Raw genomic sequence first — 20,497 nt, 5'->3', positions numbered from 1 at the left:
CTACTCGTTGAAGAAGGGATCTTATGTTTTTAAAATTTTTTATACACTTCTGATAGGCTTGGCCGGGGGATGGGTTTTCAGTCTGCTGCAAATTCCTCTCGCATGGATGCTCGGTTCCATGACAGCGGTGTTCGCTGCAGAAAAGCTGACTCCTTTTAAGGTATATTGGCCTCCCATTTTTCGGAATATCGGCTTGATTATCGTCGGGTATGCAATCGGCCAGTCGTTTTCACGGGATACAGCACTTGAAATATTCCACCAGCTTCCATGGATGCTGTTCCTGACTGTGCTGCTTCTCTTATTCAGCGGTGTACTCGCCCTGTTCATTACGAAATTGACGGGAATCAATTTGAAGTCTACCATTACAGGCTGCATTCCGGGCGGGCTGTCACAGATGGTTGTCCTGGGTGAAGAACTCGAGGATATCGATGTCACCGTTGTCACGATCATCCAGGTCGTCCGGCTCCTGTCAGTAATTTTCATTGTTCCCTTCCTGGCGTTCAGCCCCCTTTTTCAAGGAGCGAAAGACGGGCTTGTGGAGGATCCAGCATCAACAGCTTTTACTATAAGCCCCCCGCTGCTGATCTTTTTTGCCGCTGCGGCTGTCTCCGCCCTGATTGCGGTCAAGATCAAGCTTCCCACTCCGACTTTATTGGGACCCATCCTGGGAATCGGTCTGTTATCGGCATCTGGAATCGCTGTCCCCCATATGCCTGATGCAGCTATCATCGCCGCCCAGATTTTCCTCGGAATTTACTTTAGTAAAATGATGAAATTCGAGGGCTCTGGTTCACTATCCAAATTCATTGGGCTTACTGTGGCAACATCAATCCTGCTTGTCGCCTTCACGTTCGGGCTCGGAGCTATATTGATGGCGTCGCATCACATTTCATTCATCACGTCATTCCTCAGCATGGCTCCTGGAGGAATGGCAGAAATGGCCATCGTGGGACAGGCGTTACATGCCGACCTATCCATCATTACCGGCTACCATTTATTCCGCATCCTGTTCATTCTGTTTGTCGTACCGATCATCCTCAAATGGCTCTTCAAGAGAAGAATGTTCATGTCGGATTCGACTGATTCCGGAATGTAAACAGAAAACGAAAGAGGCTGGGACAAAACCTTATTAAAAGGCTCTCTTCGTAAAGAATGTAACTGAGTAAAAAGAATGGATTTCCGCTCCAGGTGCACGACTCCGCGGGGCGGGCGTTGAGCCTCCTCGGCTTTGCCTGTGGGGTCTCACCTGTCCCGCTAGTCCCGCAGGAGGTCGCACACCTTCCGCTCCAATCCGTCTACGTTCAGGAAAAAGCGGTAAATAACCTTAAGAGCAACATCTTTTAAATAGAGCCTAATAAAATAAAAAACCGCATGATGTCAAGTATATAACCTTGAACTCAAGCGGTTTTATTTTCGATTATTTTAACTTGAATCGATTGGTTTTCTACTTATGTCCCAGCCTCTTATTGAATGGACATTATTATCGAAACAACTTCGCGAAGAAGGATTTCTTTTTAGCTTTTACTTTGGGCTTAGCCTGTTGGCCTTCTTGATTATCGTCGATGTAAATTTCTTCTTTATCTATGGCATGTGGATATGCGAGCACCAGGCCGATGTCTGTGTTATGCTCCTTGTTGGTCACCATCGTATAGTGAATGCCGTATTTTCCGGCAAGCTTGATATATTTGGAGAGGTACGTATAGCTCATATTTCCATTCAAAAACATATGTGCGCCCTCATTCTCTTTCATTAAGGCTTCAGCCTGAGGCAGAGTTCCCTTTCTCCTGACCTGCCGCTGGGTCAAAGCAAACACGATCCTTTCCCTTATCGTCCCGAGGAACTTCCTCCGTTCGTCCGGTTTCGTCTGCTTCTGTCCATACATTCCCTGCTGTAAATATTCATCCACATTCGGTCTTTCCACCATTACACCTCCAACATGATACTCGGATTCCCTACACTATATGTCACGGTTAAAAAAAATGCAATTACAAGGGATTTCTCTGTACCAGCAGCATTTCTTCTGTCCGCGAAATGATTTCCTTGCCGATCCTTCTATATCCTTCCTCATTGGGATGAAAAAAATCTTCCGCCAAATACTTATTTGTTCCATCCTCAAATAGATGCTGAATCGATATGAAGGTTGTATTAGGATACATTTCCAATAAGTTTTTCGTCGAAACATTCCAAGATGAAATGATTTCATTAAACTCTTTTATTTCGGCCAGGGATTCAAAGACAGGGTTAAAAATACCAATAAAATAGACCGGCACATCTTTATTCAGAAGACGGATGGTGGACATGATTTTCCGAAGATCCGCTTTGAAGCTTTCTTCTCCCTTTGTAAAATCCCCGATAGTCAAGTCAGTGAAGTTGTGATTGAAAACAGAGACCAGATCATTGCCTCCAACAGTCATAAATATTACATCCGCTTGTTCAATGTCACTCTGAAGATTTGGCTGTTCGAGCATTTTCAATAAATGTCCGGCCTGAGCCCCATACTCACTATGATTAGCCAGAACTACCTTCTCATTCTGCTGTTCGTAATAGGATTTAATGGAGTCCAAGTAGCCTCCTGTCTCCTCACTGCCCGTTCCCAAGGTCAGAGAGTCTCCGATTCCTATGATCGCAAAGCTATCACCGTCGATTTTGCTGTGCGGGATGTCAATCTCAGCCTCCTGATACTGAAATGCGACTCTCTCCATATTAAATTCAACTTCACTTCCTAATGATTTCTTTTCCGCTTCGATCACTTTCGAAAAAAATGCTGGTTCGTCAATCAGCGACTCCTCCATTTGATTGGAATCGGGAGAACTTATCGAAGAGGGAAAGGTATAGAATAACGCGAGCATCACTGCCGCCGCTGGAAAAATGATAAAGAATACCTTTTTCATGCTGACTCCGCCTTTTTGGTTGAATTGATCATAAAGGGTTATTTAGACAGTAGCAGTATCGGCATGTCCCCATAGCTTAATACGTATAAATTCATTCAAAAGCGGAAGCGCCCTGATCAGCTCCGGCAGGCAAATGTTCCTCAGAGAATAAAAGGCGCTCTTTCCTTTCATTACCTTTGGGTTATTTGACCCCCGAAGAGCTAAGTCCGTTTCAGTGGATACGGACTTTTAAAAAGATTGCCAAACCTAAAAAAAGCGCCTGCAAGGTAACAGACGCTGACATAAATCATATTTTAAATCGAAATTATTCTTCTTCGTTCAATTCTTCCTCTGCTTCATCAATTGCTTCTCCAGCTTCTTCTTCCAATTCTTCCTCTGTAGATTCTGCTGCATCTTCAACCTCTTCTCCGGCCTCATTCAATCCTTCTTCCGTAGACTCACCGGCGTCATCCAATCCTTCTTCAGCTTCTTCCCCTGCATCCTCTGCTTCTTCCTCAAGGGAGTCGGCCCCTTCTTCTACATCCACACTATTGTCTTCCGCTTCCTGTTCAACTTCTTCCAGATCCTGAGCTTCGTTATCATCTTGCGCACAGCCTGCCAAGAAAAGACCGGCTGCCATAGGAATTGCTGCTAGCATTTTGAATTTTTTCATTATCCATTACCTCCTGGTCTTTTATACTATATTTTTCCCTTTCCCTTATTTGCAGTTTAAAAACATTGTATATAAAATTACAAAAGAACCTTCCCCCGCAGAGAAAGGTTCCATTTATGAGTAGCACGCCTAATTTTTTTCATAGCAGGGTATTAGTCTTCTTCATCCGCTTCTTCTTCAGTCTCCTGTTCTGTGTCCTCTGCCGCTTCTTCCACTTCTTCTCCAGCATTATTTGCTCCGCCATCTATTTCCTTACCTGTCTCTTCTTCATCTTCCTCTATTTCTTCAACCTCTTCTTCCACTTCATCTAGACCTTCTTCTGCGTCTTGTTCCATCTCTTCGGATCCTTGTTCTGTTTCTTCTTCCACTTCCTCAAAGTTATCGGAAGTATCATCATCAGAACATCCTGCTAAGAAAAGACCGGCCGCCATCGGAAAAGCTGCAAGCAAATTACGTTTTTTCATTGCCATTCCTCCTAGCTTTTTACTGTTTTTACTATTTTTTGTTTACCCTAAGCCCGGTCCCCAAAACATTTCAACACGTTAAAGCACTAAGAGGGACTGTCTCTTTTAGCGCTTTAACGTGTTGAAACTAAAAATGCACACAAAAAAACTGTCCATCGAGTTACCGATGGACAGTTTAGCACTATAGCTTTATTTTGTAATGTCATTGGCCACTGCTGAATCAAATTCAGCCTGTATCTCTTCACTAGGCTGCGGTCCAACCTTGGAGAAGATGAAGATAGCCAGTGATGCAAGGATGAATCCTGGCACGATTTCATAAAGAGAGAACGGAATGACCGCTTCTTGGACAACTTCCCCTGCCTCATTCAATTCTGGAGTGGAAAGAAGTTTCCAAGCAACAACTGTTACAGCTCCAGTAATCATACCAGCCAGCGCACCGTTTCGAGTCATTCCTTTCCAGAACAATGCGAACACGATAACCGGTCCAAATGCAGCACCGAATCCAGCCCAAGCGTAACTTACAAGGTCCAGGATACTTGATGCATTTTCATTGGCAGGATTACCTCCGAGTGCAAGAAGTACAGCAATCACAGCAATCAGAATGACACCGAAACGTCCTACCCAAACCAATTCTTGATCTGAAGCATTCTTGCGGAGAATGGCTTTATAGAAATCCTCTGCAAGGGCACTTGAAGAAACAAGAAGCTGGGAATCAATTGTACTCATGATCGCAGACAGGATTGCCGCTAAAAGAATACCCGATACCCAAGGGTTGAATAGTACATCCGTGAACAGGATGAATACTTTTTCAGAGTTGTCGACTGCGTCCGTGATTAGGGGAGCATCAGCAAAATAAGCAATACCTGAAAGGCCGACCAATACAGCACCGGCTACAGAAGCAATCATCCAAGTCATACCGATCCAACGCGCTTTCGGTACATCCTTCGTCGATCGTAATGCCATAAAACGGGTGATGATATGCGGCTGTCCAAAGTAGCCAAGCCCCCATGCAAGCAAGGAAATGACACCGATAGCTGAAGCCCCTGCGAATAAATCAAGGCCCTCAGGGTTTACGGCAGTCACTTGATCCATAGTGTCTCCCCAGCCGCCAAGCTCAGTAATCGCAACTATCGGAGCCACGATTAAGGCAAGGAACATCAGGATACCCTGGATAAAGTCAGTCCAGCTGACCGCAAGGAAGCCGCCAAGGAAAGTGTAAGAAATGATAACGATCGCACCGATAAGGAGTGCAGTATTATAGCCCATATCAAATGATTCTTGGAATAGAATCGCTCCACCAACAAGACCTGATGAAGTATAGAAAGTAAAGAAAATCAGAATTACAAGTGCTGAAATTACGCGAAGCATACGGGATCCGTCTTTAAAACGGTTTTCAAAGAAATCAGGGACCGTAATGGAATCGTTGGCAACTTCTGTGTAAGAGCGAAGCCTTGAAGCAACGAATTTCCAATTCAAATAAGCACCGATTGTAAGGCCAATTGCCAGCCAGATAGATCCAAGACCAGACGCATATGCGGCACCCGGCAGACCCAATAGCAGCCAGGAACTCATATCAGATGCCCCGGCACTTAAAGCTGCAACGCCCGGCTTCAGGCTGCGTCCTCCTAAAACGTAATCAGACAAGTTACTTGTTAATCTGTAAGAAATAATACCAATTGCTAACATACCGACTAAATAAACAATAAACGTGACTAAAGTGGCAGTATCCATATGTTGTCTACATTCTCCTTTCGATTTCTTAAATTCTTTTGTAATTAAACCTCTTGGATGAGTAGTGCATTTTACTACTGACAATCTTATTTACCCTATGCATCACACTTGTAAACTTATTCACACATACTCCTTCACCCAAAGGAGACGAATAAGACCGATGAGCCAGGAATAACTCTACAACATTAATAATCCTAACACAAAGCAGAAAGTATATCATTTTCATTATTCTAACTATAATTTTTTAACTGAGTAATTATACAATTATTTTGTATAATTGTTTCTTTGAAAGCGCTTTAACCATCATATATATTCAGAAAAATTTATAAAATTAAATTCATAATTTGTTCAAAAATCACTATTGCAAACTGGAGAATCACCGGTTCTACACGTCAATTTTCCACTTTCTTAGCGTGATTCTCATTACTTGAGACCCTGTTTAGTCCTTGAATTTCCAATTCATGATTTCTGCAGATCTCCTTTAAATCACTCCCATCGTCAGCAGCATCTGTAAAAGTTTCTCCTCAAAACAAACTTGAACATACTAAATTCAGCAGTTCTACTGAGAAAACCCTCCAAATATTATTCCCAAATAGTTCTTATCCGCTCTTAACTCTTTACCATCTAGTAATGACGACCTTATTTTTCCCACTTTACCCTCGGCTATACAAAAAAGGTTACTTAAAAAACTGCCCCTTAGAAAAATCATTCCTTTTTGAGGTGCTCGAACTCAAAAGATTTACCCTATGACACACAAATTGGCATTTATACATAACAAAAAAACCGTCAATCGACGAGTCTTTTTCTCTTGGAATATAGATGGTTACGGGTAAAATCCACTAGAAATTAGTTTTCTCTATTTTTAATCTGTAGACAATTTAGAATTGGAAATCCCCCTCCTTCATCAAGAGGACTTCAGTTCCACCTTCTTTGATCCCCACAACTTTCATATCTTCAGTACCAAAGGTCACATTGACTAACAAAAGGGAAGTATTCAGACCTGCTGCCTTCAACTCTTCCTCAGATTGGTTAATGCCATTTTGAATATTGGAGGGAGAAGCATTTCCGATTCCAATATGACAGGCTGTGTTTTCATCGAACAAGGTATTGTAAAATAGAGTATCTGCCTGAGCAAGGGGGGACTTATTAGAGACCAAGGCAATTTCACCTAGATAATGTGTACCTTCGTCTGTTTCGATGAGATTTTGTAACACATCTTGTCCCTTTGCGGCATAATAGTCGGTAATCCGTCCATCTTTAAAAATCAGATAAAAATCATCGATGACACTTCCTCCATAGATAAGAGGTTTAGTTCCAGCCAATTTGCCATTCACCTTATTTTTATGAGGGGCAGTAAATATCTCTTCCGTAGGAATGTTCGGAAAGAAAGGTATTCCATTTTTATCTTTGACACCCCCGCCGATGTAAAGATGATCTTTAGGCAGACCGACTACTAAATCAGTTCCAAGGTTATTTTTATAATGCAGGGCTTGGAATCGGCTCTCATTCAGGATTTTTTTGCGGGACTCGAAGGCTCTATTGTGACTCTCCCATTCTTTAAGAGGATTTTCCCCATCTGCCCGACACCCTTTTAGAATTAATTTCCATAATGATTGTATAGCTTCTTCTGTACTTAGGTTGGGAAATACTTTAGCTGCCCATGCTGCACACGGGACAGCCACAAGACACCATCGTACCTCATGGGATCTGATTTTCGCATGATGATCCTTCATTTTGGTACGGGAAGCTTTTTGGAAGCGACTTATCCTTTCTGTAGAAACCTCCTTAAAGACATCTAAGTTTTCAGAAATAATATGGATGTAAGCAGCACCTGCAATATTCCACTCTTTAAAACGGTCAGCCTGCCAGTCTGGAAAGTGATCGATGGCACGATCTGCTGCATTTAGGTAAAATTCTTTCGCAGACTTTTCATCTGTCCAATCTATAAATACATTTGAAGATCCTGCCTCGTAGGCTGCCGTTTGGATCAGACGTGCAAACGCAGCGTTTTGTATATCACTATGAATAATCAATAATTGATTTTTGTGCAGATTTACACCAGCTCGTACAGCAAGTTCCGCATACTTTTTTAAATGTGCTTCGCTTATAAATTCATATATTCCTTTCATCATTTAATCTCTCCCCTGTGATGTTCTTGTGAAATTTCACTGCAGAACCCTGCCCTGCTTAAACTAACCCAATAGCTTTCTTTTTGAAAATAATAAAAAAGACCGGCCCTTTAACAGGCCAGCCTTACCATTGTCTTATTCATAGATATGCACAAACGGCTCTTCCTGCTGGCTGAGGACGATTAATGCCTCGGCGCCACTTCCGGATGTTATCTCTATCTCGACACTCATTTCATCCGGGAAAAGTTCAGCAGCAAGCTCCGCCGCATACTGAGTAAAGCCGATCGTTTCAGCTTTTCCATTAAATTGTATCGGTATGTCAATCTCAAGGTTTTCGATTGCTCCATCTTTATAAAAAGCATTTCCAACGACACCGACATAGTTCGGGAAATAGGTTTCTATTTTCTCTTTAAATTCATTGAAAATCTTCAAATCCTCAGGCTGGTGCTCTTCAGCGTCAACAGATGGAAAGAAGTAGCGCTGTTCATCCACACTCGTCCACTCACTGATTGATGAACTTCCGGCCGGGACATTGGTGTAGGCAAAATAGCTGCCGGGAGTTACAGAACCTTTGCTTGATTGCTCATACAGGGCAATCATGATTGGAACTCCCTCAAGCTCAGGCTTCTCTCTCATTCTGTTGATTACTTCCTCGGCTATCTGCGTTCCTTGCTCCCTGACTTCTTCATGACTCATAGTCGTTTGCCTGGTCTCGCCGGTAGATTGATCCTGATAGTAGGAAACTGAATTCAGGGCCAGTCCGACAGCGACACTTGACAGCTGAATTTTGTTTTCCTCGATTTTTTCCAAGTAATTGTGTTCAATCACATGGGCGAGGTATATCGGAGAATCCTTTCCCTCTCCTGGTGTATCTTCAACAGGATTGAGGCCGATATTATCCTTTTCCTCTAATCCTTTTTCCTTCAATTGTTCACTGTTGAACTTCCTGTTCAGCCATGATTGTATCGTTTCTTGATCCAATATCTGTCCTTCTTTGAAAAGATATTGATCGGTCGAATAAGCATTCTTCGCCATTCTGACCAAACCGGATTCAAATACATCAATATCATAACGGGATTGAAGGTTGTTGACGACCATGCCCCTGGTGTCTGTTGATTCATAAGGGAGCAGCGTCTTAAAATAATCATTCGAAATTTGATAATTCGGTATGATCGCCTTTTCCGATTGCTGAGCATCATCTTCCACTACTTGCTCCTGTTTTTCAAAAGCGGGAGCACAGCCGCTCAAAACAAGAGCAGCCGACACTGCCGCAAACCACTTTTTCATTCATTTCTCCACCTTTAACGGTTAAGTTCCCCAAGCAGTTTCTCTTCGTCCCATATTTCTATATCTAATTCTTGAGCTTTAGCCAGTTTTGAACCGGCTTCTTCCCCGGCAATCAGCAAATCTGTTTTCTTGCTGACAGATCCAGTGACCTTTCCGCCAAGCTCTTCAATTTTTTGTTTCGCTTCATTTCTTCCGAGTTGTTCCATCTTCCCTGTTAAGACAACTGTCCTGCCGGCAAAATAGGAATCAATTTCTTCCGCTTTCACGGGTTTCGGACCTTTATATTCGGTATTCACGCCTGCTGTCCTCAGCTCGCCAATAAGCTCCACTGCTTCTTCTTTTTCAAAGTAAGCCACAACGGCATCCGCCATTTTATCACCGATTTCGTTAATGGCTGTCAAATCGTCCTTCGACGCATTCATCAGCGTGTCGATATCACCAAATTCCTGAGCCAGGGTCTTTGCCGCTTTCGCACCAACATGGCGGATGCCCAAGCCGAATAGCAGCTTTTCCAAAGAATTGGCCTTGGACGCTTCTATGGCATTAAGCAAGTTGTCCACCGATTTCTCGCCCATTCTTTCCAGCTGAAGAAGCTGATCTCTTTCCAAACGGTAGATATCCGCTACATCCTCAATCAAGCCCTCTTTGAAGAGCTGGCTGATGACTTTTTCTCCTAGTCCGTCGATATTCATCGCATTCCGGGAAACGAAGTGGATCAAGCCTTCCCTGATCTGAGCTGGACATTTCGGATTGATGCAGCGAAGGGCAACCTCTCCCTCCAGCCTTACCAGCCCGCTTTCGCATTCAGGGCATCCTTCGGGCATAAGGAAATCCTTTTCCCCGCCAGTCCGGCGTTCCTCGAGGACATTCACCACTTCCGGTATAATGTCCCCCGCTTTTTTGACGACCACATAGTCGCCGATCTTAATATCCTTTTCCCTGATCAAATCCTCATTATGCAGGGATGCACGCTGGACCGTCGTACCGGCCACCCGCACAGGTTCCAGGATAGCTGTCGGCGTCACAACGCCTGTCCTGCCGACACTTAACTCTATCTCCTTCAGCTGTGTGACAACTTCCTCGGCAGGGAACTTGTACGCAATCGCCCATCGCGGACTCTTGGCGGTGGTCCCTAACTGTTCCTGAAGTTCAAGGGAATCTACCTTAATGACTATTCCGTCGATATCGTACTGAAGATCCGGTCTTCTTTCAACCCAGCCTTCTACATATTCAATGACTTCATCAATGGTTTGGCATTTCTTTCTTTCTTTATTCGTTTTGAAGCCGAATTTATCTAAAAGATCCAAGCCTGAGCTGTGTGAGACAACTCCTGTTTCTCCGACATCCGCGATGGAATATAGGTAAATATCCAGGTTGCGTGACGCGGCAATCCGCGGATCGAGCTGTCTTAGAGATCCCGCTGCGGCATTTCGCGGGTTGGCGAACGGTTCTTCTTCCCGTTCCTCCTTTGCCTTGTTCAACGCTTCAAAGGAACGTTTCGGCATGAATGCTTCGCCTCTAACCTCCATCGTCATTGGCTCAGGAATCCTCAATGGGATTGACTTTATGGTTTTAAGGTTCGCTGTAATATCTTCGCCGACCGTTCCATCTCCCCGTGTCGCTCCCTGACGGAAAAGGCCGTCTTCATAGCGAAGGGAAACAGCCAGACCGTCAATCTTCAATTCACACACGTAAGAATAATCGTCTCCCGCTGCCTGGCGGACTTTACGGTCAAAGTCCCTTAAATCTTCTTTATTAAAAGCATTGCCAAGACTGAGCATCGGAGTTCTGTGCTGAACTTTCTCAAAAGCTTGCAGCGTGCTGCCTCCAACCCGCTGTGTCGGTGAGTCCGCTGTCCTCAGCTCAGGGAACTTATTTTCAATCGCAATCAGTTCATTCATGACACGGTCATATTCGGCATCCGGCACCGACGGCTTGTCCAGCACATGATATTCATAATTATATTGATTTAAAAGATTATGAAGTTCTGCAACTTTTTGTTCTGCGCTTTTGATATCCACATTAACAGCCCTTTCGTGTGCGAGTTATACTTTTTCAACCGGAGCGAATTTAGCTAATAGGCGCTTAATGCCTGTCGGGCTTGGGAATGCGATATCAAGCTCCATTCCATCTCCGCTTCCTTTTACGCTGACAACCGTTCCAGTGCCCCATTTTTTGTGGGCTGCTCTGTCGCCAACCTGCCAGGAGATTCCTTCGCCTCCAGTGGTTGTTGGCACCGGCCGGGTAACAGGCTTCCTTCTTGGCTGCGGTCTTGCGGAGGCAGCAGCACCTGTACCTGTACCGCCTGATGAGAACGGACTTTTCTTTTGCGGCTCGAAATTATCAATGAGGTCTTCAGGAATTTCCGCAATAAACCTGGATACCGGGTTCATTTTCGTCTGGCCGTACAGTGTCCGCATCTGGGCATTGGTCATGAATAATTCCTCTTCAGCCCTCGTAATGCCCACGTAAGCAAGGCGGCGCTCTTCTTCCATCTCCTCTTCGTCCATAAGAGAACGGCTGTGAGGGAAGACTCCTTCCTCGAGTCCCATCAGGAACACAATCGGGAACTCAAGGCCTTTGGCAGCATGCAGTGTCATCAGGATAACAGCATCCTGAGGCTTTTCATCATCATCCAGCTTATCGATGTCCGCAACAAGCGCCAGGTCGGTAAGGAAAGCAACCAGTGATTTATCATCATTGCTTTCTTCAAAGCTCTTCGTAACAGATAGGAACTCATCGATATTTTCCAGACGGCTCTGCGCTTCAATGGATTTCTCGACTTTCAGCATTTCTCTATAACCTGATTTTTCAAGGATTTCTTCAACCAGTTCAGTAACAGAAAGATACTCCTGCATGCTGGTATAGCCTTTCAAAAGGTCCTTGAATTCAATGACCGATTTGGTGATTTTCGGGCTCAGTCCGATAAAATCCGCTTCCTCCAAGGCCTGCATCATGGAGAGGTCATTCATAGCCGCGTAATTAGCGATTTTATCAAGCGATGTCGAACCGATTCCCCGTTTCGGTACATTGATGACACGGCGGAGACTGATGTCATCATCCGGATTGGCAATCAGCCTAAGGTAGGCCAAAATATCCTTAATTTCTTTTCTGTCGTAGAACTTGATGCCTCCGACAATGCTGTACTCGATATTGGATTTCAGAAGTACTTCCTCAATTACACGGGACTGTGCGTTGGTCCGGTAAAGGATGGCAAATTCAGAGAACTTCCGCTTGCCGCTGTCTGTCATTTCTTTGATTTTACCGGCAACAAACTGTGCTTCCGATTGCTCGCTGTCCCCTCTGTAGTAAGTAATCTTCTCTCCTTGGTCATTTTCCGTCCAGAGATTTTTGGCTTTGCGGTTCATGTTTTTCTGGATGACATCGTTGGCTGCATGCAGAATCGTCTTTGTGGAGCGGTAATTTTGTTCCAGCAGAATCACATTCGCTCTAGGATAGTCTTTTTCAAAAGACATGATGTTCGCGATATCCGCCCCGCGCCAGCGATAGATCGACTGATCCGAATCACCGACTACACATAGATTCTGAAAACGGGATGCCAGCATTTTGACAAGCATATACTGCGCTCTGTTCGTATCCTGATACTCATCCACATGGATATATTGGAATTTTCTTTGATAATATTCCAGTACTTCCGGAACCCGCTCGAACAAGTGGATGGTCATCATGATAAGGTCATCAAAGTCCAGCGCCTGATTTTTCCGGAGACGTTTTTGATATTCTTTATAGACGTCAGAAGCGACATTATCATAGTAGCTGCCTGCTTCCTTTTCAAAATCTTCCGGTGTTTTCAATTCATTTTTTGCTGAAGAAATCGAGCCCAGGATTGACCGGGGATCAAACTTTTTCGGGTCGATATTTTTGTCCTTGAGAATAGACTTAATGACGGATAACTGATCCGTCGAATCCAGGATTGTGAAGTTTCGGGTAAAGCCGATGCGGTCGATATCCCGTCTAAGGATCCGCACACACATGGAGTGAAACGTTGAAATCCAGATTTCTTCCGCCACTCCGCCAAGGATTTTTCCGATTCTGTCTTTCATTTCCCGTGCAGCCTTGTTTGTAAAGGTAATCGCCAGGATGTTATAAGGATTGACTCCTTTTTCTACCATCAAATAGGCGATTCGGTGTGTCAGGACACGGGTTTTCCCTGAACCGGCACCCGCCATGATCAACAGGGGGCCTTCAGTTGCTTTTACCGCTTCAGCCTGAGGCGGGTTCATTCCATTCAATAATCGATCTGTTAAAAATTGCATTTTCCTATTCCACCACCATAACGAACATTTGTTCTTATTATATCAATTTCTGTTTCCTATATGAAGTTAGAAGTGCTGATTGATTTCCGCTCCAGGGAGCACTACTCCAATCAATAATTACATCTCTAAAAAACAATCACGGTCCTTCTCATGAAAAATTAAATATAATCATCTCTCGAAGATACCTTGATATGAAAATATAAATTAATTTATATTGATTTAACTGCTCTTACTGTTTTCAACGCTGCTGATAAGTCTTCATATACTATGTTTCCGACCACGATGACGTCTGCGTGTTCTCCCATTTCCCGCGCCTGCTCCGGTGTTTTGATTCCCCCGCCATAGAAAAGGGTGGAATTTTCAAGTACCCGGGCGGTTTCACGGACATATTCGACATCTCCGTACATTCCGCTGTATTCCAGATAAAAGATGGGGAGGTGAAACATTTTCTCTGCCATCATCGCATAGGCCGCCACATCTTCTTTAGATAAATCCGCTTTGGCGCCGGTAAGCTTGGCTGCTTTGCAGTCGCTGTTCAGGATGCAATATCCCTCTACAATGATTTCATCCCAATTCATGATTTCCCCATACTCTTTTACAGCTTGATGATGAAGGCCTTTCAGCCACATCGGATCCTCGCTGTTCAACACAGTCGGGATAAAATAAAAGTCGAAACCCGGTGTGAGAGACTCCATATTGCTGACTTCGAGAGCGCACGGCACAGTGTACCTCCTGACTCTCGCCATCAAATCCAGAACCCCTTCAAGGGTAATATCATCGGTCCCTCCAATGATCACCGCATCCGTTCCCGATTCACAGATTTTCTCTAATTCATCGTCGCTGATCTCCTTGGCGGGGTCGAGCTTAAATACATGGCGCCACTCTCTGACATCGTACATCCTTACTTCCTCCAATTCTTTCAATTCCATTAAAACATTATACCATTCCTATTGCCAATTAACGAGGGAGCAGTGCAAGGTGATGATGGTTTATACTTCCAAAACTTCAGTACCTTTCTCAGCATCGAAAGGCGTAAATTAACTCCCTTTTAGACACTTCTCTATGCCGGAACACCCCCGCCCGACCGAACTCTCCTGTGCTTCATACATATCTTTACGCAAACCAGCTCTGCCCGGCCGAAGCCTCCTCTACCTCATACATATCTCAACAAACGGACACCCGCTCCCGACCGAGAGCCAGGCGCTGAAGCTGGACGTGGAAAGCATAACTAAAAGCTATTCATTAAAATAGATTTTATTATTCCTAAAAAACCAAAAAGACTGGCACGCTTTTACTCTGTGCCAGTCTTTTTGGTCTGCAGCGGAAAGGACTTTATTTCAAACCTAATTCCCCTTGGTACACTATCAAAAAATTTTACTCTTCTTCCTTCTGATTACCCACACGTTCCAATACCATATGATAGGCATCGTTACCGTAGTTGAGGCAGCGCTTCACGCGGGAAATCGTCGCCGTGCTGGCGCCTGTTTCCGCCTCGATCTTATGATAGGTTTTGCCTTCTTCCAGCATTCTCGCTACTTCAAGGCGCTGTGCAAGGGATTGGATTTCATTGATTGTTGCCAGATCGTCAAAGAAACGATAGCACTCATCTTTATCTTGAAGGGACAATATCGCATTAAACAACTGGTCCAATTCTTTACCTTTGATTTTATTGATTTGCATGTTCATTTCTCCTTTTATTGAAGACTTTTTCCGCATAAATTGCTGCTTTTGAAATTTAAGAAAAGAGCCTTGTTCAATTATTGTACTGTAATGAATTTATCCAATCCTGGATTATCAGGTATGATATTGATCCATGTTTTCCCCGGCAGCAAACCTGTATCACCCGCGGGAACGATTCTTCCATCTTGATTTTCCCATTCTACTTTTAACAGTTTCCCCTTTTGCAGGAGATAAGCATTTCCACCGGAAGTAAGGTCGATATCCCGGCGTCCCGCATCATCTACGACTGCGTGTGGTGCTTCTATGATAAAAATGTTGTCCAGCAATACAGGATCTCCGGTATCGTAATCCGCGAGTTCTTCGCCTTCAGAGACTCTCTTGTATTTCTCTGTTCCCTGATCGTATTCATAGACAGGAGAGAACGAAGGATTGTCATAGTACGAAACCTCAACAGATGCCGCGTCTTCTCCTTCAGCCTCTGTTGATTGAGCAAACTCCAGCGGTTCCGGAGGTGTATCCATTTCTGCCCCTGTATCCTCAGCACCCTTTTCAATATTTTCGAAAGAGATATATGAATTATGAGGCGCCTTACGGAAATCTGCCCGTTTGAATAAAGAGCCGTCATATACCATCCCATTGATATTATCCACAGATCCGCTTGCCAGCAATTCTTTCGCTTTCGGACTGTATCCATGGGCCACGAAAAAGCTGTCATACCCCTCTGCCAGCTCGATGAAATAATCGCGGGCACTCCTGACCGGCCCTACTGTTTCCGGCTGCTCACTTTGGAACAGAGCAACAAACCGGGTCACATTTCCTTCCGCAAGGACTTCATAAACTATATCCGCATGATCCAAGCCTGATTGCGGCCGGGCAATAGGATGGTTGTTGACGACCACCGCCACTGCTCTTTGCGAGGATTCTTCATCAGAACTGACTCCTGTCAGCGGATATTCATATTGCGATTCCACCGCTTCGTCATTGTTATCCTGATCAACTGAATTATTTTGTTCCGTATTGTTTTTTGCCGTGTTATCATTATTTTCGGCTGTCTCATTATCTGAACTGCATGCTGTCAGCAGTAGCGCGGCCATGGCCGCTATCGCAGTTTTCTTCCACATCTAAGTATTACACCCCTAAACCTGTCTTCTATCTCTTACTTTAACATTTTAACGCATTATCGTGGGAAAGAGTACCGTTTTCTTCATAACATCATATATTCCCCGCTGCGTAACCCGGATGTAAGGAAGGTGCGTCGATTGCAGGAACAGCAAGGTATAGACGGGATCATTGAAAGAGTATCCTCTTGCGAATAACAGCTCTTTCATTTTCTTTTCCTCGTCAATCAACTCTTCCATCCCTTTGTCTGACATAATCCCTCCGACCTTCAGCGGAATCTCATGAAGAATCTCTTCATTCTCACTAAGGACAATTCCACCGCCGATCTCTTTCATCCTTTTAAAAGCATTCATCATGTCCCTTTTATCCTTACCGATCAAGATGATATCGCCAGTGTTTGAAAAAGAAGAAACGAAGCCTTTGACACTTTTGGCAAAGCCTTTCAGCATGGTACTGATCCTCCACTTGCCATTCCTATCCACCAGCATCAGGAAGCATTCATCATGTCGTTCTGATAAGGAGGTTTCGGAGGCATCGATACTGACTGAGTAAGGCTTCGTGATTACTTCATTGACCATTTCGATTCCGAACGGCATGGAAAACTGCAAGTCATCGTACGTCAATTCCCATTGAAAATCAAGCGGTGCAAGACCGAACTTTTTCCAATCCGGTGCCGGGACATCAGCCAGACTGCCTTCTAGGGACTTCACCCATTGACCCTTGGCCATGACACTAATCGGCTTTGGCTGGTCCTTCCTTTCAAGAAAGTTGATGTTGGCGACTCTTCCCGCTGCGATTATTCCATGCTGGTGGGAGATCCGGTAATGTTTTGCCACATTATAGCTCGCCATATGATAGGCATCGATTACCGGGATCCCGCTGTCAATGGCTTTTGCGATAAGATCATCAAGTACACCATTTTCATAAAAAGCCGGTGTTGAGCCGTCTGTTGTGAGCATCATTTCATCATAATTCTCTATATCGTATTCCTTCATTTCTGCCAGGAGCTTATCCAAATCAGGCCTGATGGAGGAATTCCTCAAAGTCACAGCCAATCCCTGCATGAGCCTCATGTATACATCTTTTCCCGTCATGGCTTCATGGTCGCCGTCTATTCCGAGCAAAGCGAGCTTAGCCAGGGTTTTCTCAGAAGCGCCCGGCAAATGGCCTTCCACTACTTTATTCAACCTCTTGGCTTCCTGCATGAGGTGAAGGAGCATGTCATCGCCATCCAGCAGCCTCGGCCACGAAGTCAATTCTCCGCCCTGGACCACATCCTGATGTCCCAGCCAAGCTTTCACTTCACTTTGGGAAAATACCGTCTCCTCCCTCTGCATTTCTGTCTGTGAATCAAAACGCGCCCACCAGAACATTGAAAACGGAAGGTTCTTCAGCTCAGCCAATAAAGAAAACGCTTTCTTTTTGTTCATCAATAAAAACAGCATAAGGTTGTCGTTGATGAATGTCGTCGTTCCGGTCCGGGATGCATAATGAGCAAAAGAATGGGGATTATAAAGTTGAAACGGGTGAACATGGGGTTCTATGTAGCCAGGGACGAGAAAGTAACTGCTGCAATCTGTCACTTCACACCCATCCAAGTTTTCAGGAAGTTTATCGCCGCAGTATATGATGCGGTCGTCATAAATCCAGATATGGGCAGACACCCACTTTTTCAGAACCGAGTGCAGATATACCGCATTCTTTAGGATCTTGGTCGGCTGCACGGCGCCGTTTAAAACATCTATATGTTCTCGCAGCTGCTTGTTTTTCCATCGATAACGTTGTACCAAACTATGAACACTCCTCTTGATAGAGATTCACTAATGAACAAATTCTTTCAGCATTAGCTCAAAGTATTAATTAATGTTATCACAGTTTAGACTTTAACGCATTAAAGGTTTACAGAAAAAATGTAAAAATTATGTAAGGAGGAAATGTCATGAAGGTTACACAAAACATTGGCATTGTTAATGCTTTAATTCGAATCATGGTAGGCTTTACAGTCCTTTCCTGGGCAACGGCAAAACTGGTCAAAATGCCTTGGAGAGACTCATATTTATGGATGGCTCTTCTCGGAGGGATGAAAGTCGGGGAAGGAATTCTGCGCTTCTGCCCGATCACGGCAATCTTCGAAAACAAGATGAACGATGATGGCGGAGCAAAAGAAGGCAAAAGCATGCTGAACATTGCTTCTATGTTAAAAGGCAAAGATGGCGCAAATTCTTCTCATCAGAAAATCGATGACATCGACCGGGATGAAAAAATACAGACGCACCCGATCTGCCGTATAACCCATCCTAATCCGGCAGGCACTTTAGTGCATCACCGCACGAAGAGGGTCAGTCCCTCTTCATGCGGTGACGCGTTAACTTGCTAAAAGGGACTGTCCCTTTCAGCACTTTGACGCGTTAACTTACTTTATAAAATAAAACAGGGTGTCCTCTTTGGGCACCCTGTTGTTTACAACCTCTTATAGAAATGGAGTGATCATGATGTTCTGGGAATATGTGACCGATCTGTCTTATGTGCTGATCTCCGTCATTGGCGGCATAATTGCCATCCTCTATGCTTTTATTCGGAAGGGGCGGAAGAAGCGCGTTCGATAGCCCTTCTGCCAATATCTCTGCGATAAAATAGTCCATCAACATCCAATTTCTCAATCTCATTGTAGACTCTTTTCAGTGCGTCTTCTATTTCTGGCTGTTTGGAAGCCACCAACAGTACCCTTCCGCCATTTGATACCAGCCTGTCATGCTCATCCAGGCAGGTTCCCGCATGGTATACAAGTGTATCGTCACTCAGCCTGTCCAGCCCTTGAATGGGAACCGACTTTTTATAAGCTTCCGGGTAGCCTTCAGCTGCCAGGACAACACCCGCAACTCTGTCCTCATCCCATTCCAGAGATACTTCTTTTCCCTCACAGATATTATAAAACACCTGAGCAAGATCGGAGAGAAGCCTCGGCAGGACCACCTGTGTTTCAGGATCACCGAAACGGGCGTTGAATTCAATGACTTTCGGGCCTTGAGAAGTCAAAATCAAGCCCGCATATAGAATACCAGTGAATGATCGCCCTTCAGCTTCCATTGCATTGGCCGTTGGGATCAAAATCGTTTGGACAGCTTCCTGGATAACGGCGCTGCTGATGTGAGGAACCGGTGAATACGCGCCCATCCCGCCAGTATTGGGACCTTGATCGCCATCAAATGCACGTTTATGATCCTGCGCAGCCTCCATTGGATACACATTTCCGCCACCAACAAATGCCATCAAGGAGAACTCTTCACCTTCTAAAAACTCTTCAATGACGACCTTTGCAGATGCTTCCCCAAATTTAGATTGAAGAAGCATAAGCTCCAATGCATCCATCGCTTCCTCCACAGTCTGGGCTACCACGACCCCTTTTCCAGCTGCAAGACCGTCCGCTTTGATGACAATCGGAGCACCCGATTTCAACACATACTCTTTGGCGCTCTCGAAATCAGAGAATGTTTCATAGGCTGCTGTCGGGATGCTGTATTTTTTCATCAATTCTTTGGCAAACGACTTGCTTCCTTCGATAACCGCAGCTCTTTTATCGGGACCAAACACCCTGATTCCCTCTTTCTTGAAGGCATCGACAATTCCTTCTAAAAGCGGAACCTCGGGACCTACTACCGCCAAGTCTATCTTGTTTTCCTTCGAGAACGAAATCAGCCCTTCAAAGTCTGTTTCAGCAATATCAACTGTTTGGACGATTCCCGCGATCCCGGTATTGCCGGGAGCACAATAGACTCTTTCCACACTGCTTCCTTTTTGCAAGGCATCGCAAAGCGCATGCTCTCTTCCTCCGCGGCCGATGACAAGTACGTTCATTTGGACACCCCTTTTTATGTATAAGCCTTTATTTCCAGGTATTACTTCCTTAAAATGGAATTTTTCCTCTTATAGTGTCTCTCATGATTTCCACGAGGGACACCTGGACGCTTTTTTCCCTTTTAGTGGCTCTCACGGCTTCCTCGAGGGGTACTAAAAGGACTTTTTTCTTTTAGTGGTCTCTCACGGCTTCCACGAGGGACACCTGGACGATTTTTTCTCCTTTTAGTGGCACTCACGGCTTCCTCGAGGGACACCTAGAAGTCTTTTTCCCCTTTTAGTGGCTCTCACGGATCCCACGAGGGACACCTAGAAGTCTTTTTCCCCTTTTAGTGGCTCTCACGGCTTTCCCGAGGGACACTATAAGGACTTCTTCCCTTTTTAGTGGCTCTCACGGCTTCCTCGAGGGACA

At 44.7% G+C, this 20,497-nt stretch carries 17 protein-coding genes; 3 read left to right on the top strand and 14 right to left on the bottom strand.

Going from position 1 to position 20,497, the window contains the following annotated elements:
* The first annotated feature begins 7 nt into the window (after nt 1-7).
* Entirely contained in the window at nt 8-1,096 is a 1,089-nt protein-coding gene (locus B9Z54_RS00080; RefSeq protein WP_162785019.1) for an AbrB family transcriptional regulator, read from the top strand.
* A 384-nt stretch (nt 1,097-1,480) separates the two neighbouring features.
* Here B9Z54_RS00080 and B9Z54_RS00075 read toward each other — a convergent pair whose 3' ends face one another.
* From B9Z54_RS00075 to B9Z54_RS00015, 13 genes are all read right to left on the bottom strand, one after another.
* The gene (locus B9Z54_RS00075; protein ID WP_113926527.1) at nt 1,481-1,924 is read right to left on the bottom strand and encodes a YueI family protein; all 444 of its coding nucleotides are present in this window, start codon (nt 1,922-1,924) and stop codon (nt 1,481-1,483) included.
* A 61-nt stretch (nt 1,925-1,985) separates the two neighbouring features.
* Entirely contained in the window at nt 1,986-2,891 is a 906-nt protein-coding gene (locus tag B9Z54_RS00070) for a GDSL-type esterase/lipase family protein (RefSeq protein ID WP_113926526.1), read from the bottom strand.
* A gap of 304 nt (nt 2,892-3,195) precedes the next feature.
* Nucleotides 3,196-3,543 (bottom strand): hypothetical protein, encoded by a 348-nt coding sequence (locus B9Z54_RS00065; protein WP_113926525.1) that lies wholly within the window; start codon nt 3,541-3,543, stop codon nt 3,196-3,198.
* A 152-nt stretch (nt 3,544-3,695) separates the two neighbouring features.
* Nucleotides 3,696-4,007 (bottom strand): hypothetical protein, encoded by a 312-nt coding sequence (locus tag B9Z54_RS00060; protein WP_113926524.1) that lies wholly within the window; start codon nt 4,005-4,007, stop codon nt 3,696-3,698.
* 189 nt (nt 4,008-4,196) lie between these two features.
* The gene (putP, locus tag B9Z54_RS00055; protein WP_113926523.1) at nt 4,197-5,738 is read right to left on the bottom strand and encodes a sodium/proline symporter PutP; all 1,542 of its coding nucleotides are present in this window, start codon (nt 5,736-5,738) and stop codon (nt 4,197-4,199) included.
* A gap of 878 nt (nt 5,739-6,616) precedes the next feature.
* Nucleotides 6,617-7,870 (bottom strand): aminopeptidase, encoded by a 1,254-nt coding sequence (locus tag B9Z54_RS00050; protein WP_113926522.1) that lies wholly within the window; start codon nt 7,868-7,870, stop codon nt 6,617-6,619.
* Nucleotides 7,871-8,002: 132 nt separating this feature from the next.
* The gene (locus tag B9Z54_RS00045) at nt 8,003-9,154 is read right to left on the bottom strand and encodes a CamS family sex pheromone protein (RefSeq protein WP_113926521.1); all 1,152 of its coding nucleotides are present in this window, start codon (nt 9,152-9,154) and stop codon (nt 8,003-8,005) included.
* 14 nt (nt 9,155-9,168) lie between these two features.
* On the bottom strand, nt 9,169-11,175 hold the full coding sequence (ligA, locus tag B9Z54_RS00040) for an NAD-dependent DNA ligase LigA (RefSeq protein WP_113926520.1): 2,007 nt from the start codon (nt 11,173-11,175) through the stop codon (nt 9,169-9,171).
* Nucleotides 11,176-11,199: 24 nt separating this feature from the next.
* Nucleotides 11,200-13,431: a DNA helicase PcrA gene (gene pcrA / locus B9Z54_RS00035; RefSeq protein WP_113926519.1), complete on the bottom strand. Its 2,232-nt coding sequence runs from the start codon at nt 13,429-13,431 to the stop codon at nt 11,200-11,202.
* 209 nt (nt 13,432-13,640) lie between these two features.
* Nucleotides 13,641-14,330 carry a heptaprenylglyceryl phosphate synthase gene (gene pcrB, locus B9Z54_RS00030; protein WP_113926518.1) on the bottom strand — a complete coding sequence of 230 codons (690 nt, stop codon included), beginning with the start codon at nt 14,328-14,330 and terminating at the stop codon, nt 13,641-13,643.
* Between the two features lie 475 nt (nt 14,331-14,805).
* The gene (locus B9Z54_RS00025; RefSeq protein WP_113926517.1) at nt 14,806-15,111 is read right to left on the bottom strand and encodes a YerC/YecD family TrpR-related protein; all 306 of its coding nucleotides are present in this window, start codon (nt 15,109-15,111) and stop codon (nt 14,806-14,808) included.
* A gap of 77 nt (nt 15,112-15,188) precedes the next feature.
* Nucleotides 15,189-16,232, bottom strand: coding sequence for a DUF3048 domain-containing protein (locus B9Z54_RS00020; RefSeq protein ID WP_113926516.1), 1,044 nt, complete (start codon nt 16,230-16,232; stop codon nt 15,189-15,191).
* Nucleotides 16,233-16,280: 48 nt separating this feature from the next.
* Entirely contained in the window at nt 16,281-18,020 is a 1,740-nt protein-coding gene (locus tag B9Z54_RS00015; RefSeq protein ID WP_113926515.1) for an adenine deaminase C-terminal domain-containing protein, read from the bottom strand.
* Between the two features lie 149 nt (nt 18,021-18,169).
* Here B9Z54_RS00015 and B9Z54_RS26585 point away from each other — a divergent pair, with 149 nt between their 5' ends.
* Together B9Z54_RS26585 and B9Z54_RS26330 are read left to right on the top strand one after the other, a co-directional pair.
* Complete coding sequence (locus tag B9Z54_RS26585; protein ID WP_113926514.1) at nt 18,170-18,607, top strand: YgaP family membrane protein; 438 nt, start codon at nt 18,170-18,172, stop codon at nt 18,605-18,607.
* A gap of 112 nt (nt 18,608-18,719) precedes the next feature.
* Complete coding sequence (locus B9Z54_RS26330) at nt 18,720-18,836, top strand: EYxxD motif small membrane protein (protein WP_345840670.1); 117 nt, start codon at nt 18,720-18,722, stop codon at nt 18,834-18,836.
* Here B9Z54_RS26330 and purD read toward each other — a convergent pair.
* Nucleotides 18,802-20,085 (bottom strand): phosphoribosylamine--glycine ligase, encoded by a 1,284-nt coding sequence (gene purD / locus B9Z54_RS00005; RefSeq protein WP_113926513.1) that lies wholly within the window; start codon nt 20,083-20,085, stop codon nt 18,802-18,804. The two genes, B9Z54_RS26330 and purD, sit on opposite strands and share 35 nt — an antisense overlap.
* Nucleotides 20,086-20,497: the final 412 nt, after the last annotated feature.

The sequence above is a fragment of the Bacillus sp. P14.5 genome, from assembly GCF_003316765.1.
Taxonomy (GTDB): domain Bacteria; phylum Bacillota; class Bacilli; order Bacillales; family Bacillaceae_B; genus Rossellomorea.
The sequence above is the reverse complement of the archived record's forward strand: the minus strand, read 5'-3'. Positions and strand labels throughout refer to the sequence as shown.

Coding starts and splice junctions, on each gene's coding strand:
- B9Z54_RS26330 (WP_345840670.1), top strand. CDS start 18,720: ATGATGTTCTGGGAATATGTGACCGATCTGTCTTATGTGCTGATCTCC.
- B9Z54_RS00070 (WP_113926526.1), bottom strand. CDS start 2,891: ATGAAAAAGGTATTCTTTATCATTTTTCCAGCGGCGGCAGTGATGCTC.
- B9Z54_RS00025 (WP_113926517.1), bottom strand. CDS start 15,111: ATGCAAATCAATAAAATCAAAGGTAAAGAATTGGACCAGTTGTTTAAT.
- B9Z54_RS00050 (WP_113926522.1), bottom strand. CDS start 7,870: ATGATGAAAGGAATATATGAATTTATAAGCGAAGCACATTTAAAAAAG.
- B9Z54_RS00060 (WP_113926524.1), bottom strand. CDS start 4,007: ATGAAAAAACGTAATTTGCTTGCAGCTTTTCCGATGGCGGCCGGTCTT.
- B9Z54_RS00045 (WP_113926521.1), bottom strand. CDS start 9,154: ATGAAAAAGTGGTTTGCGGCAGTGTCGGCTGCTCTTGTTTTGAGCGGC.
- putP (WP_113926523.1), bottom strand. CDS start 5,738: ATGGATACTGCCACTTTAGTCACGTTTATTGTTTATTTAGTCGGTATG.
- purD (WP_113926513.1), bottom strand. CDS start 20,085: ATGAACGTACTTGTCATCGGCCGCGGAGGAAGAGAGCATGCGCTTTGC.
- pcrA (WP_113926519.1), bottom strand. CDS start 13,431: ATGCAATTTTTAACAGATCGATTATTGAATGGAATGAACCCGCCTCAG.
- B9Z54_RS26585 (WP_113926514.1), top strand. CDS start 18,170: ATGAAGGTTACACAAAACATTGGCATTGTTAATGCTTTAATTCGAATC.
- B9Z54_RS00065 (WP_113926525.1), bottom strand. CDS start 3,543: ATGAAAAAATTCAAAATGCTAGCAGCAATTCCTATGGCAGCCGGTCTT.
- B9Z54_RS00075 (WP_113926527.1), bottom strand. CDS start 1,924: ATGGTGGAAAGACCGAATGTGGATGAATATTTACAGCAGGGAATGTAT.
- pcrB (WP_113926518.1), bottom strand. CDS start 14,330: ATGTACGATGTCAGAGAGTGGCGCCATGTATTTAAGCTCGACCCCGCC.
- B9Z54_RS00020 (WP_113926516.1), bottom strand. CDS start 16,232: ATGTGGAAGAAAACTGCGATAGCGGCCATGGCCGCGCTACTGCTGACA.